General features: G+C 70.2%; 11 protein-coding genes. 6 read left to right on the plus strand and 5 right to left on the minus strand.

Annotation, left to right across the window (positions count from 1 at the left end):
* Positions 1-27: 27 nt before the first annotated feature.
* From ACO2Q0_RS10770 to ACO2Q0_RS10790, 5 genes are all read right to left on the minus strand, one after another.
* Complete coding sequence (locus ACO2Q0_RS10770) at positions 28-813, minus strand: SDR family NAD(P)-dependent oxidoreductase (protein ID WP_423351485.1); 786 nt, start codon at positions 811-813, stop codon at positions 28-30.
* A 55-nt stretch (positions 814-868) separates the two neighbouring features.
* The gene (locus ACO2Q0_RS10775; protein WP_423351486.1) at positions 869-2,029 is read right to left on the minus strand and encodes a DegT/DnrJ/EryC1/StrS family aminotransferase; all 1,161 of its coding nucleotides are present in this window, start codon (positions 2,027-2,029) and stop codon (positions 869-871) included.
* Between the two features lie 63 nt (positions 2,030-2,092).
* Positions 2,093-3,394, minus strand: coding sequence for an amidohydrolase family protein (locus ACO2Q0_RS10780; protein ID WP_423351487.1), 1,302 nt, complete (start codon positions 3,392-3,394; stop codon positions 2,093-2,095).
* A gap of 86 nt (positions 3,395-3,480) precedes the next feature.
* Positions 3,481-5,064: an AMP-binding protein gene (locus ACO2Q0_RS10785; protein WP_423351488.1), complete on the minus strand. Its 1,584-nt coding sequence runs from the start codon at positions 5,062-5,064 to the stop codon at positions 3,481-3,483.
* A gap of 115 nt (positions 5,065-5,179) precedes the next feature.
* On the minus strand, positions 5,180-5,947 hold the full coding sequence (locus tag ACO2Q0_RS10790; protein WP_423351489.1) for a class I SAM-dependent methyltransferase: 768 nt from the start codon (positions 5,945-5,947) through the stop codon (positions 5,180-5,182).
* 127 nt (positions 5,948-6,074) lie between these two features.
* Here ACO2Q0_RS10790 and ACO2Q0_RS10795 point away from each other — a divergent pair, with 127 nt between their 5' ends.
* The 6 genes from ACO2Q0_RS10795 (at position 6,075) to ACO2Q0_RS10820 (ending at position 12,557) form a co-directional block, all read left to right on the plus strand.
* Entirely contained in the window at positions 6,075-6,722 is a 648-nt protein-coding gene (locus ACO2Q0_RS10795; protein WP_423351490.1) for a LemA family protein, read from the plus strand.
* Positions 6,719-7,537 carry a TPM domain-containing protein gene (locus ACO2Q0_RS10800; protein WP_423351491.1) on the plus strand — a complete coding sequence of 273 codons (819 nt, stop codon included), beginning with the start codon at positions 6,719-6,721 and terminating at the stop codon, positions 7,535-7,537. Before ACO2Q0_RS10795 ends, ACO2Q0_RS10800 begins: the two co-directional genes overlap by 4 nt.
* A 1-nt stretch (position 7,538) precedes the next feature.
* On the plus strand, positions 7,539-8,243 hold the full coding sequence (locus ACO2Q0_RS10805; RefSeq protein WP_423351492.1) for a TPM domain-containing protein: 705 nt from the start codon (positions 7,539-7,541) through the stop codon (positions 8,241-8,243).
* Positions 8,244-8,379: 136 nt separating this feature from the next.
* On the plus strand, positions 8,380-9,765 hold the full coding sequence (locus tag ACO2Q0_RS10810; protein ID WP_423351493.1) for a sensor histidine kinase: 1,386 nt from the start codon (positions 8,380-8,382) through the stop codon (positions 9,763-9,765).
* Positions 9,766-9,872: 107 nt separating this feature from the next.
* A complete protein-coding gene (locus ACO2Q0_RS10815) occupies positions 9,873-10,340 on the plus strand; it encodes a (2Fe-2S)-binding protein (protein WP_423351494.1) in 468 nt (155 codons plus the stop codon).
* Positions 10,341-10,343: 3 nt separating this feature from the next.
* On the plus strand, positions 10,344-12,557 hold the full coding sequence (locus ACO2Q0_RS10820) for a molybdopterin cofactor-binding domain-containing protein (protein WP_423351495.1): 2,214 nt from the start codon (positions 10,344-10,346) through the stop codon (positions 12,555-12,557).
* Positions 12,558-12,598 lie beyond the last annotated feature (41 nt).

Raw genomic sequence — 12,598 nt, forward strand, 5'->3', positions numbered from 1 at the left:
CTTAGCCTGCGTCGCGGCGGAATTGCGTCAGCGCTTCTTGCGGACCACCGGGTGCGAGGTGGAGAGGCCGCCGTCCACCGCGATGGTCTGGCCGTTGACGTAGGAGGACTCGTCCGACGCCAGGAAAAGGGCCGCGTTGGCGATCTCGATCGGCACGCCGTAGCGGGTGAGCGGATTGAGCTGGCCGATCTTGTCCTCGTTGCCGCGCGCGCGGGCGCCGTCGAAGATCGGCTTGGTCATGCCCGTCTCGATCAGGCCCGGCGCGATGGCGTTGACCCGCACGCCGGTGCCGTAAAGCTCGTTGCAGGCGGTCTGCACCAGGCTGATCACGCCGGCCTTCGACGCGGAATAGGCCGCGCCGCCCGCGCCCGAGCGGATCCCGGCCACCGAGGCCGTGCAGATGATCGAACCCTTGCCGTTCGGGATCATCGCCGCCGAGGCGTGCTTCACGCCCAGGAACGCGCCGATCAGGTTCACCCGCAGGATTTCGGCCCAGTAGTCGGGCGTGGCCTCGTGCAGGGGCGTGAAGCCGCCGGAGATGCCGGCATTGGCCCAGAAGACGTCAAGCCCGCCGAACTCGGACTGCGCCCTGGCCACCAGGCTCTGGACGAAGGCTTCGTCGCCGGCGTCGCCGCTGAGGGCTACGACCTTCCCGCCGGCCTTGGCGACCTCGTCCGCGGTGTCGGCGAGCGCCTCGGCGCGGTCCGCGATGACCAGGCTGGCGCCCTCGGCGGCGAAGAGGTTCGCCGCAGCGCGGCCGATGCCGCTGGCGGCCCCGGTGATGACGGCGGTGCGGCCTTGCAGGCGAGCCATGGATCCTCCTTCAAACAAGTGTTTGACGAGGCATCGCACGGCGAAGCCGGAGCGTCTAGCCGTTGCGCTTCACGTGGTTGCGGATGGCGGCGACGATGCGGTCCTGGACGTCGGGCTCGAGGTAGGCATGCATCGGCAGGCTGATCACCTTGCCGGCCTTGGCCTCGGTCACCGGCAGGCCGCCGGGCTGCGGATAGCCGGCGTAGGGCGGCTGGCGGTGCAAGGGCAGCGGGTAATAGACGGCGGTCGGGATCCCCTGTTCGCGGAGCGCGGCTCCCAGGCCGTCCCGGTCCTCGGTCTCGATCGTGTACTGGGCCCAGACGCTGACGCCGCCGTCGATCACCTTGGGGGTCGTGACCACGTCGGCGAGGCCCTCGGCGTAGCGGGCGGCGACCCGGTTCCGGGCCTCGATCTCGTCGGCGAAGATGGTCAGCTTCTGCAGCAGGACGGCGGCCTGGACCGTATCCATCCGGCTGTTCGTGCCCACGCGCATGTTCATGTACTTGGGGTCGTGGTCGAAGGTCCTGCCCTCGAGGTCCGACTTCACCGCCTGGCCATGGACGCGGAGGCTGACCAGCAGGTCGTGGAAGCGGGCGTCCTTCGACAGGATGGCGCCGCCGTCGCCGTAGCAGCCGAGCGGCTTGGCCGGGAAGAAGCTGGTGGTGGTGACGTCGGCCCAGTGGATCGGGTGATGGCCGTTGAGCGTGCAGCCGAACCCCTGGGCGCTGTCGGCGATCAGCTTCAGGCCGTGGCGCTGGGCGATCTCGAAGATCGCCGGATAGTCGGCAGGCTGGCCGAACAGATCGACGGCGATGATCGCCCGCGGCGTCAGTTTGCCCTCGACCTTCACGGCCTGGATGGCGGCTTCGAGCTTGGCCGGGTCGAGGTTGTAGGTGTCCGGGACGATGTCGACGAACACCGGCGAGGCGCCGACCAGCGGCATGGCCTCGGCCGTCGCAGCGAAGGTGAAGGCGGGGCAGAAGACCGCGTCGCCGGGGCCGATCCCCCAGGCCATCAGCGGCAGGACGAGGGCGTCGGTGCCCGAGGCGCACGACAGCGCGTGCGGCGCCTGGCCGAAGGCCGAGAGCTCGGCCTCGAGCTGCGCGATCTCGGGGCCCATGACGTAGGCGCCTGAGCGCACCACCTTGAGGATGGCGTCCTCCAGCGGCTGGCCGAGGCGCGCGCGCTGGGCCTGCAGGTCGATGAACGGAATCATGGCCGGGCTCATGCCACGCAGGGCATGGCCCGCCAAAACACGGTTGGTGACGCTGTGTTGCGCCTACTCCTTGGCGACCTGGCCGCCCTTCATCACGAAGGACACCTGGCGCAGCGTGTTCACGTCCGCGAGCGGGTCGCCCTTGACCGCGATGATGTCGGCGGCCTTGCCGGGGGCGAGCGAGCCGATCTCGTTCGACAGGTCGAAGTGGGCCGCGGCGTTGACCGTGGCGGCCTGGATGGCCTCCAGCGGCGTCAGCCCCGCCTGGACCAGCAGCGCGAACTCGCCGGCGTTGTCGCCGTGGGCCGAGACGCCGGTGTCGGTGCCGAAGGCGATCTTCACGCCGGCCTTGTGGGCGCGCCGGGTCATGTCCAGCATCATCGGACCGGCCTGCAGGGCCTTGGCGGTCTGGGCCGGGGTGAAGAAGTTGTTCGGGCCCTTGGCGATGCCGACCACGAAGTCGCCGGCCATCAGGGTGGGCACCAGATAGGCGCCGTTCTTCTTCATCAGCTGGATGCCCTCAGCGTCGAGCCAGGTGCCGTGCTCGATGGAATCGCCGCCGGCTTTCAGGAAGCTGTTGATGCCGTCGCCGCCGTGGGCGTGGGCGGTCACCTTGCGGCCCATGCGGTGGGCGGCGTCGACGATCGCGTCCAGCTCGGCCTGGGAGAACTGCTGGCCCAGGCCTGCGGCGGTGTTGGAGAGCACCCCGCCGGTGGCGGTGATCTTGATGATGTCGGCGCCCTTCCAGACCTGCTCCCGCACGGCCCGGCGGCAGTCGTCGGCGCCCGAGCAGACCGAGCCCGGGCGCAGCACGTGCATCACGTCCTCGCTGTAGCCGTTCACGTCGCCGTGGCCGCCATGCACCGAGATCGCCGAGCCGGCGGCGATGATCCGCGGGCCGGGCACGTCGCCGGCGGCGATGGCGCGGCGGAGCGCGAAGATGGCCTGGTTCTCGGCGCCGAGGTCGGCGACGGTGGTGAAGCCGGCCATCAGGGTGCGTTTGGCGTAGCGGGCGCCGATCATGGCCTGGTCGGCGGACGACTGGGTCACCTCGTCCAGACGCGCGCTGGGGCCCTGCTGGCCGGTGATGTGGACGTGGCTGTCGATGAAGCCCGGCAGGACGAAGCTGTCCTTCAGATCCACCACCCTGGCGCCGGCCTCGGCGGCGTAGCCGTCGACGACGCGGACGATCCTGCCGTTCTGGACGACGAGGGTCTTCTCGCGTTCGACCTTGCCGCTGGCGGGATCGAGCAAGACGCGGCCGGCCTGGACGAAGGTGAGCGGCGCCGGCTGGGCCAGGGTCGTCTGCGGCGCGGACGAGGCGAGCAGGGCTGCGGCCAGCGCGCCCAGGACGAAATGCTTCACGGAAGAACCCCCACGGTTGAGGCGGGGATTTAAGGTCCGGAATTCGCCAGGGCACAAGCGGGCTTTGGCGAAGCGCCGTTCGCCGGTCAGATCTGGCGGGCGCGGCCTTCCCAGTAGGGCGCGCGGACCTTGCCCCGCTGGATCTTGCCGGCCTCGGAGCGGGGCAGGTCGGTCGCGAAGTCCAGGCTGCGCGGAACCTTGAACGAGGGCAGGCTGGCGCGCGCGAACGCCAGGATCTCCTCGGCCAGTTCGCCCGAGGGCGCGTAGCCGGGCTTCAGCAGGATGACCGCCTTCACCTGCTCGCCCCACTCTTCGTGCGGCACGCCGACGGTGGCGCTGTCGGCCACGGCCTCGTGCTTGATGAGCTCGTTGTCGATCTCCTGCGGGTAGATGTTCACCCCGCCCGAGATGATGGTCTCGGCGCTGCGTCCGGTGAGGAACAGGTAGCCGTCCTCGTCGAAGTAGCCGACGTCGCCCATGGTGAAGTAGTCGCCGACGCGGGACGCCTCGGTCTTCTTGTCGTCCTTGTAGTAGGTGAACGCGCCGCCCGGCGGGAGCTGGTGGTAGATGGTCCCGGCGACGTTCGGCGGGCATTCGGCCCCCTGCTCGTCCAGGATTTTGGAGCCCAGCAGCGCCGGGCGCTTGCCGACCGAGCCGGGCTTCTTCAGCCACTCGTGGCTGTCGATCATGAAGCCCGCGCCGCCTTCGGAGCCCGCGTAGTACTCGTTCAGCACCGGGCCGAACCACTCGATCATCGCGAGCTTCACCTCGGGCGGGCAGGGCGCCGCGCCGTGGACGACGTACTTCACCGAGGAGAGGTCGTAGCGGGCCTTGACCGCCTCGGGCAGGGCCAGCAGCCGCTGGAACATGATCGGCACCAGGTGCAGGTGGGTGACCCGGCGGTCCTGGATGGTCTTCAGGGTGGTCTCCGAATCCCACTTGTCGAGGAAGACCAGCGTCGCGCCGGCCCCGAGCGCGGCGCGGATGTCGAAGGCCAGGGGGGCGGCATGGTAGGCCGGCCCGGCGCAGAGCTGGACTGAGGCCTCGTCGTAGCCGCGCAGCGCATAGGTCGCCTGGGGGACGATCACCGGATTGGGCCGGAAGACGCCCTTGGGCCGGCCCGTCGTGCCGGACGTGTAGAGCATCTGGTTGCCGAGCACGGGATCGTCGATGTCGGACGGATCGATCCCCGCCAGCGCCTCGTCGTAGTCGAGGAACCCCTCGATGTCGCCGCCGACGGCGATCTTCAGGACGAGGCCGGGCGCCAGTTCGGCCGCGGCGGCCGACGCCTTGATCCGCGCCTCGCAGAACACCGCCTTGGCCTCGCAGTCGTTGAGGATGTAGGCGATCTCGTCGGCCGTCAGGTGCCAGTTCACCGGCGTGATGCGGAAGCCGCCGCGCTGGCAGGCGACCAGCACCTCGACGAACTCCGCACGGTTGGTGGTGACCAGCGCCACGGCGTCGCCGGCCGCGAGCCCCGCGCCGCGCAGCAGCCGGACGAGGCGGTTGGCGTGCGCGTTGACCTCGGCGAAGGTGCGGACGCGGCCGTTGGGATCCACGACGCAGGCCTTGTCGGGCTGGGTCCCGGCCCAGACGGCCAGCGTCATGCCGGCGAGGGCCGCGTGCTCCAGCCGCTGGTCCAGCCCTGCCCGTTCCTTCACGGCATCCATCACGAATCCTCCGCGGCGGTCCTGGCGTCCGCTTATCGTTGAGGAAACCATGCCACGCGGAGGCGGGGGCGGACAATCGCCCGCGTCTGAAGATCGGGTATGCCGCGCGCGGCGGTCAGGCCTTGCGGAAGATCCAGATGTCGCCGGCGCCGCCGAGTTCGCGCGGCGGCCGGTCCAGCGTCAGGCCGGCGGCGGCGGCGAGCGGCTCCGGCTCGGTCATCCAGTAGGTAAGCCGCTCGGGCGAACGCTGGACGGCGCGGCCGGCGGTGTCGACGACCACGTACTCCAGCACCTGGTCCAGCTTGGCGGGCGGATCGCGGAACGTGCGCTCGGCGACGAACAGCACCAGCCGGCGGCCGTCCGCCAAGGTCCGATCGAACACCGGCGCCTGCGGATTGGCGGGCGGCAGGTTCCGCATGATCTCGAGCCGGGGCAGGTGAAAGGCCGCCAGGCCACCCGGCGCAAGGTGACGTGCGGCGGTGGCGAAGGTGTTCTTCCAGGCGGCGCCCGCCGGCACGTGGGCCAGGGTGAAGAAGGGGCAGACCACCGCATCGAAGGTGCGCTTGAGGTCGAGCGCGGTCATGTCGCCGCGACGCAGTTCGATGCGGTTTGCGACCTCGGGCGGCAGACCTTTCCGCCGCGCCTCGGCCCGCGCCAGCATGGCGGCGGAGAGATCCACGCCGGTGACGGAGACCCCACGCTCGGCAAGCGCCTGGGTCACCCGACCGGAACCGGCGCCCAGCTCCAGAACCGAGCCGCCCTCGGCCGCGAGTTCCGCATAGACGTCCACGTCGCCGGCCAGTGATGCGTCCGCCGCCGTTATCTCGTCGTAGAAGGCGGCGCTCAGGCCGCCGTCGGCGTAGTAGGGGCGGACCTTGGCCACGTTCAGGAACCTCCGGCGCGCGATGGCGCTTGAGACGCCTGTGTCGCCGGTCCGTTGCGCAAGATCAACGACGGGGCCACATACTGCGTGGCCAAGCTTTGGCAGCCTGGTCCTCATGGGGAGCCCGATGAACCGCTTTTTCCGCCGTATCGCGCGAGCCGCGCTGATCGTCGCCGCTCCGCTGGCGCTGGCCGCCTGCGGGATCAACACCATCCCGACCAAGGAAGAGACCGCCAAGGCGCGCTGGGCCGACGTCCAGAGCCAGTACCAGCGCCGGGCCGACCTGATCCCGAACCTGGTGGCGACGGTGAAGGGCTATGCGGCCCAGGAGAGCAACGTCCTGATCGCCGTGACCCAGGCGCGGGCCGGCGCGGTGAGCGTGCCGTCGGGTGCGAACATCACTCAGGACCCCGCGGCGTTCCAGCGTTACGCCCAGGCGCAGGGCCAGCTCTCGCTGGCGCTGGCGCCCTTCCGCGTCCTGCAGGAGCAGTATCCGGACTTGAAGTCGAACACGAACTTCATGGCCCTGCAGAGCCAGCTCGAAGGCACGGAGAACCGCATCGCGGTGGCGCGCCGCGACTACAACGAGGCCGTCCGCGACTACAACACCAGCCTTCGGACGTTCCCGACGGTGCTGTGGGCCAAGACCATGTACGGCAGCTCCAAGCCGATGCAGCTGTTCGAGGCGACGGCGGCCGCGCAGTCGGCGCCCACGGTGGACTTCTCGGCCCCGCCCGCGCCGGCGGTGACGCCGGGTTCGGCCCCTCCGCAATGATCCGCCTTTCGGGAGCGCGGGGGCTCGTCCTCGCGCTCCTGGCCCTTCTGCTGATCCCGGCCTTCGCGTTCGCGGCGCCCAAGTTCCCGGCGCTCACGGGGCGGGTGGTCGACGACGCCAACCTCCTGTCGCCGCAGGCGGAGCAGAAGCTCGACCAGGAACTCGCCGGCCTCGAGGCCTCGACCGGCCGCCAGGTGGTGGTGGCCACACTGCCCGACCTGCAGGGCTACGAAATCGAGGAGTACGGCTACCAGCTCGGCCGCGCCTGGGGCATCGGCTCCAAGGCGCGCAACGACGGCGCCCTGCTGATCGTCGCCCCGAACGAACGCAAGGTGCGCATCGAGGTGGGTTATGGCCTGGAGGGCGTGCTCACCGACGCGCTCTCCAGCGTGATCATCCAGACCGCCATCCTGCCGCAGTTCCGGCAGGGCAATTTCGAGCAGGGCATCCTCGACGGGACCGATCAGCTCGTCCGTCAGCTGTCGCTGCCCGACGAGGAAGCCCGGGCCAAGGTCGCCGAGGCCCAGCAGGCCCAGGCGGCGCGCAGCAGCGACCGCGGCGGCTCGGCCATCCCGGTCATCTTCGTGATGATCGTCATCTTCTGGATCCTCAGCGGCATCCTGGGCGTCTTCGGCCGGCGCGGGCGGCGGGGCCGCCGGGGCGGCGGCATGTGGTGGCTGCTGCCCCTGATCCTCTCCAGCAGCGGTCGCGACCGTGGCGGCTGGGGTGGCGGAGGCGGCGGCGGCTGGGGCGGCGGCGGCTTCTCGGGCGGCGGCGGGTCGTTCGGCGGCGGCGGATCGTCCGGGAGCTGGTGAGATGGACAAGCCCCTTCTGAGTCCCTCCGACCTCTCGGCCATCCAGGACGCTGTCCGCGAGGCCGAGACCCGCACGACGGGCGAGATCTATTGCGTCGTGGCCGAAGAGAGCTCCGGCTACCGCGAGACGCCGTTGGCCTGGGCGGCCGGCGTGGCCCTGCTGGGACCGGCGCTGTTGCTGCTGGCCGGCGTGCATGTCGAGGCGCCCGACCTCCTGGGCGGCTGGACCGCCGCGCAGGTGTCGAGCGTGGCCGAGGCCGCCGCCCGGCGCGCCCTGATCGGAGCGGTGCTGCTGCAGGGCGTGCTGTTCGCCCTCACCCTGGCGATCACGTCCATCCCGGCGGTGCGGCGGGCGCTGACGCCGCGCGGCCTGAAGCGCGATCGCGTCCGCCGGCGCGCCCAGGAGCAGTTCGTCGCGAAGAACCTGCACGCGACCCGCGAGCGAACCGGCGTCCTGATCTATGTCTCCTTCGCAGAGCACATGGCCGAGCTGATCGCCGACGAGGGCATCGCCAGCCATGTCGACCCGCAGGTCTGGGAGCGCGCCATGGCTGCCCTGACCGAAGGCCTGAAGCGCCGCGAGCCGGCCGCCGGTTTCGCATCCGCCATCGGTCTGTGCGCCGACGTGCTGGCGGAGCGTTTCCCTCCGCGTGCGGACAATCCGAACGAGCTGCCGGACGCGGTCGTGATCCTGCCCAACCTTTAGAAGTTGAAAAGGCGTCGGATTCTACGGGGATTGCAGCCGCGCTCCGCATCAGCGAACGATGTGATGTTTGAAGTTGCGACGTCAGACGTCGGCGCACAAAGCTGCTCCCGCGCATGGGAGCGTTGAGGACACCTTCTTGGACGAGGACGGGCCGAGGCCGGTGAACCCTGCGCCTTCGTTCACGGAGGTGGCGGACCTCCTGCATCTCGGCATGGCCTATCAGGTGGTCTCCTGGCCCGACGGACGGCGGGAGTTCAGGTCCGTAGGCCAGCGTTCGCGGCAGCTCCTCGGCCTTGAGCCGGAGGAGGCGATGGCCGATCCCTCGCGACTCTACGAACGCGTCCTTCCCGAACACCGCGCGGCGCTGGCGCGCGCCGAAGAGCTGGCCATCGCCAGCGTCTCGCGCTTCGACATCGAAGTCCGGATGCGAGGCCTCGACGATCAGGTGTGCTGGCGCAGGATCACCTCCACCCCGACGCCGCAGCCCGACGGGTCCGTGCTCTGGAACGGCATCGTCATGGACGTTTCGGATGCCCGCCGCGCGGCGGAGCGGCTGGAGGAACAGCGCCGCCGGCTCGAAGCCGCCGTGGAAGCCACCGGGCTCGGCTTCTGGGAGTGGGACGTGCGCAATGACCGGGTGACCTGGTCCGAGCGGAACTGCGAAATGTTCGGCCTGCCGCCGAAGCGCACGGTCATGACCATCGAGCGCTACATCGCGCTGATCCACCCCGACGACCTGCCGCTGGTGCAGGAGGCCTACGTGAAGACCCGCGAGGGCGGCGGCGGCGACTTCGTGGTCGAGCATCGCACGCGCCACCAGCCGGGCGGCCTCACTCGCTGGGTGCAGGCGCGCGGCCGTACCGTCGCCGACGCCGAGGGCCCCGCCCTGGTGGTCGGCACGACGCTGGACATCAGCGAGCGCAAGGCCGTCGAGGACCGAAGGGCCCTCCTGCTGGGCGAACTGGCCCACCGGGCGAAGAACGGCATTCAGGTGATGATGGGCATCGTCAACCAGACGGCGCGCGGCGTCCGCACGGTGCAGGAGTTCCGCGACGTTCTGGTCGCCCGCCTGAGCGCTCTGGCCGACAGCCAGGACCTGGTGATGGCCTCGGGCGGTCGGCCGGTGCCGCTGCAGGACGTGGTGGCCAAGACATTGAGTCCGTTCGGGACGACGCGGTTCGAACTGGACGATCTCGGCGGCGTCACGATCGCCGGGGAGGTCGCCGTGGCCCTCGCCCTGCTGCTCCACGAGCTCTCGACCAATGCGGTGAAGTACGGCGCGCTTTCGCAGTCGTCGGGCCGCGTGGCCCTGCGCCGTGGAGAGGACGCGGCGGGCGACGTGGTGCTCTGCTGGGAAGAACGCGACGGTCCTCCGGTGAGGCCGGCCAAGCGGAAGGGCTTCGGATCGCGACTGCTCGAGGTCGGTCTCAGCGCCTATGGCGGCAAGGTGGAGGCCCGGTTCGATCCGGCCGGCTTCACCGCGAACATCCATTTCCCGGTCGCCGCACCGCCTCGGCCCTGAGGCGTCGTACGGCCTCGCCGTCGCGGCCTCTCCGCAATCGCTCGACGCCGCCTTGCGGGCGCCCCGGCATGAGCCTTAGCATCGCAGGCTCGCGGGAGGATGCGTCGATGGCTTTCACGGTCAACGTCAACGGCAAGGCTTTAAAGGCGGACGTCGATCCGGACACGCCGCTGCTCTGGGTGCTGCGGGACAGCCTGGGCATCGTCGGGCCGAAGTTCGGCTGCGGCGTCGGCGCGTGCGGCGCCTGCACGGTGCATGTCGACGGCCAGCCGATGCGATCGTGCCAGATCCCCGTCGAAAGCGTCGGCAAGGCCAAGGTGACCACCATCGAAGGCGTCGGCGCGAGCGCCGTCGGCAAGAAGGTGCAGGCGGCGTGGAGCGAGCTGGACGTCGCTCAGTGCGGCTACTGCCAGCCGGGCCAGATCATGTCGGCCACCGCCCTCTTGGCCAGCAACCCGAAGCCCACCGACGCCGACATCGACGCCGCCATGGCCGGGAACATCTGCCGCTGCGCCACCTACACGCGCATCCGCGCGGCGATCAAACACGCGTCCGGCCAGAAGACGGAGGCCTAACCGATGACCGCTGAGATGACCGGCGCCTCCCGGCGCGAGATCCTCAAGACGGCGACCGCCAGCGGGCTGGTCCTGTCGTTCGCCGTCGTCGGCAAGGGCCAGGCGCAGACCGCCGGGGGCGCAGCGCAGCCGATCAACGCCTACGTCCGCGTGGCGCCCGACGGGATCGTCACCATCGTCAACAAGAACCCCGAGATCGGCCAGGGCATCAAGACGATGCTGCCCATGCTGATCGCCGAGGAGCTCGACGTCTCCTGGGACCAGGTCCGCATCGAGCAGGCCGACAACGATCCCAAGGCCTATGGCCGCCAATTCGCGGGCGGCTCGATGGCTACGCCGCTACACTGGGAGGAGCTGCGGCGCGTCGGCGCCGTGGCGCGGGCCATGCTGGTCCAGGCGGCGGCCACGGCCTGGAACTGCCCGGCGGGCGAATGCTCGACCACGCCGGGCGTGGTGGTGCACGCCAGCACCGGGCGGAAGGCGACCTACGCCTCGCTCGCCACGCAGTGCGCGAACGTTTCGGTGCCAGACCCCAAGACGCTGCCGCTGAAAGATCCCAAGGACTACAAGATCATCGGCCGGGCCATCGCCCAGTACGACACGCCCAAGATCGTGACCGGGCAGCCGCTGTTCGGCATCGATGTGCGCCGCCCGGGCATGTTGTACGCCACCTATGAGAAGGCCCCGGTCTTCGCCGCGAAGGTGGCGGGCGCGGACCTCGCCGCGGCTCAGGCCGTGAAGGGCGTGCGCAAGGCGTTCGTGGTCGCCGGCGACTCCAACGCCCTGCAGCCCGCGGCCGGCCAGATTGGCGCGGGCCTGCTGCCGGGCGTGGCCGTTGTGGCCGACACTTGGTGGGCCGCCAAGAAGGGCCGCGACAAACTGAACGTGAAGTGGGAGGACCATCCCACCTCCAAGCAGTCCAGCGAGGGCTTCGCCGCCACGGCCAGGGAGCTCGCCGCAGGAAAGCCTCAGCGGACGCCGCGCAACGACGGCGACGTCGACGCCGCCCTGAAGTCGGCGGCCAAGACGGTCGAAGCCTCCTACTCGTACCCGTTCCTGGCGCACGCGCCGATGGAGCCGCAGAACTGCACGGCCGAGTGGAAGGACGGCAAGCTGGAGATCTGGGCGCCGACCCAGAACCCCGAGCCGGGTCGCCAACTCTGCGCCAAGACGCTCGGGATCAAGCCCGAGGACATCACCATCCACATGACGCGGTGCGGCGGCGGCTTCGGCCGACGGCTGGCCAACGACTACATGGTCGAGGCCGCTTGGATCGCCCGCGAGGCGGGCGCGCCGGTGAAGCTGGTCTGGACGCGTGAAGACGACATGCGCCACGACATCTACCGGCCGGCGGGCTTCCACTTCCTGCGCGGCGGCGTGGATGCGCAGGGCAATCTCGTGGCCTTCCACGACCACTTCGTCTCGTTCGGCGAGGGAGCCAACTTCGCCCCCAGCGCCGGGATGGGGCCGACCGAGTTCCCGGCGCGCTTCGTGCCGAACTGCAGGATCGACGTCAGCGTCATGCCGCTTGGCGTGCCGACCGGGCCGCTGCGGGCGCCGGGCTCGAACGCCCTGGCCTTCGTCATGCAATCGTTCATCGACGAGCTGGCGCATGCCGCGAACGCCGACCCGCTGGCCTTCCAGATCAAGCTGCTGGGCGACAAGCCCGTGGTCGGCGAGGCGCCCGCAGCCTACGCCGCCGGCCGGATGGTCGGCGTGCTGAAGGCGGTGGGCGAGATGTCCGGCTGGGCCAACCGAACCAAGCTGCCGAAGGGCGAGGGCCTGGGCGTCGCCTGCTACTACAGCCATCTCGGCTATTTCGCCGAAGTCGCCCATGTGGCGGTTTCGCCCGCGGGCGAGGTGAAGGTGAAGAAGGTCTGGGTGGCCGCCGACGTGGGTCGCCAGATCATCAACCCGCATGGCGCGCTCAACCAGGTGCAGGGCTCGGTGCTGGACGGCCTGTCCGAGGCGCTGCACCAGCAGATCACCATCGTCGGCGGGGCGGCGCAGCAGTCGAACTTCCACGACTATCCGCTGATGCGCATCAACGAGGCGTGCCCGGTGGAGGTGAAGTTCCTGAAGACGGACTTCCCGCCGACGGGCCTGGGCGAGCCAGCCCTGCCGCCGGCGATCCCGGCCCTGACCAACGCCATCTTCGCGGCCACCGGCAAGCGCGTCCGCAGCCTGCCGATCACGCCGGAGATGCTGAAGGCGTAAGGGCCGTCGCGAAGGCGGAACGTCTTTGGGGTTGGCGCGAC

Source organism: Phenylobacterium sp. VNQ135 (assembly GCF_049445735.1).
Taxonomy (GTDB): Bacteria; Pseudomonadota; Alphaproteobacteria; order Caulobacterales; family Caulobacteraceae; genus Phenylobacterium.

What these genes read in the sequence shown, in the direction of transcription:
- ACO2Q0_RS10815 (WP_423351494.1), top strand. Translation starts at nt 9,873, where the DNA reads ATGGCTTTCACGGTCAACGTCAACGGCAAGGCTTTAAAGGCGGACGTC.
- ACO2Q0_RS10775 (WP_423351486.1), bottom strand. Translation starts at nt 2,029, where the DNA reads ATGATTCCGTTCATCGACCTGCAGGCCCAGCGCGCGCGCCTCGGCCAG.
- ACO2Q0_RS10795 (WP_423351490.1), top strand. Translation starts at nt 6,075, where the DNA reads ATGAACCGCTTTTTCCGCCGTATCGCGCGAGCCGCGCTGATCGTCGCC.
- ACO2Q0_RS10805 (WP_423351492.1), top strand. Translation starts at nt 7,539, where the DNA reads ATGGACAAGCCCCTTCTGAGTCCCTCCGACCTCTCGGCCATCCAGGAC.
- ACO2Q0_RS10770 (WP_423351485.1), bottom strand. Translation starts at nt 813, where the DNA reads ATGGCTCGCCTGCAAGGCCGCACCGCCGTCATCACCGGGGCCGCCAGC.
- ACO2Q0_RS10785 (WP_423351488.1), bottom strand. Translation starts at nt 5,064, where the DNA reads ATGGATGCCGTGAAGGAACGGGCAGGGCTGGACCAGCGGCTGGAGCAC.
- ACO2Q0_RS10820 (WP_423351495.1), top strand. Translation starts at nt 10,344, where the DNA reads ATGACCGCTGAGATGACCGGCGCCTCCCGGCGCGAGATCCTCAAGACG.
- ACO2Q0_RS10800 (WP_423351491.1), top strand. Translation starts at nt 6,719, where the DNA reads ATGATCCGCCTTTCGGGAGCGCGGGGGCTCGTCCTCGCGCTCCTGGCC.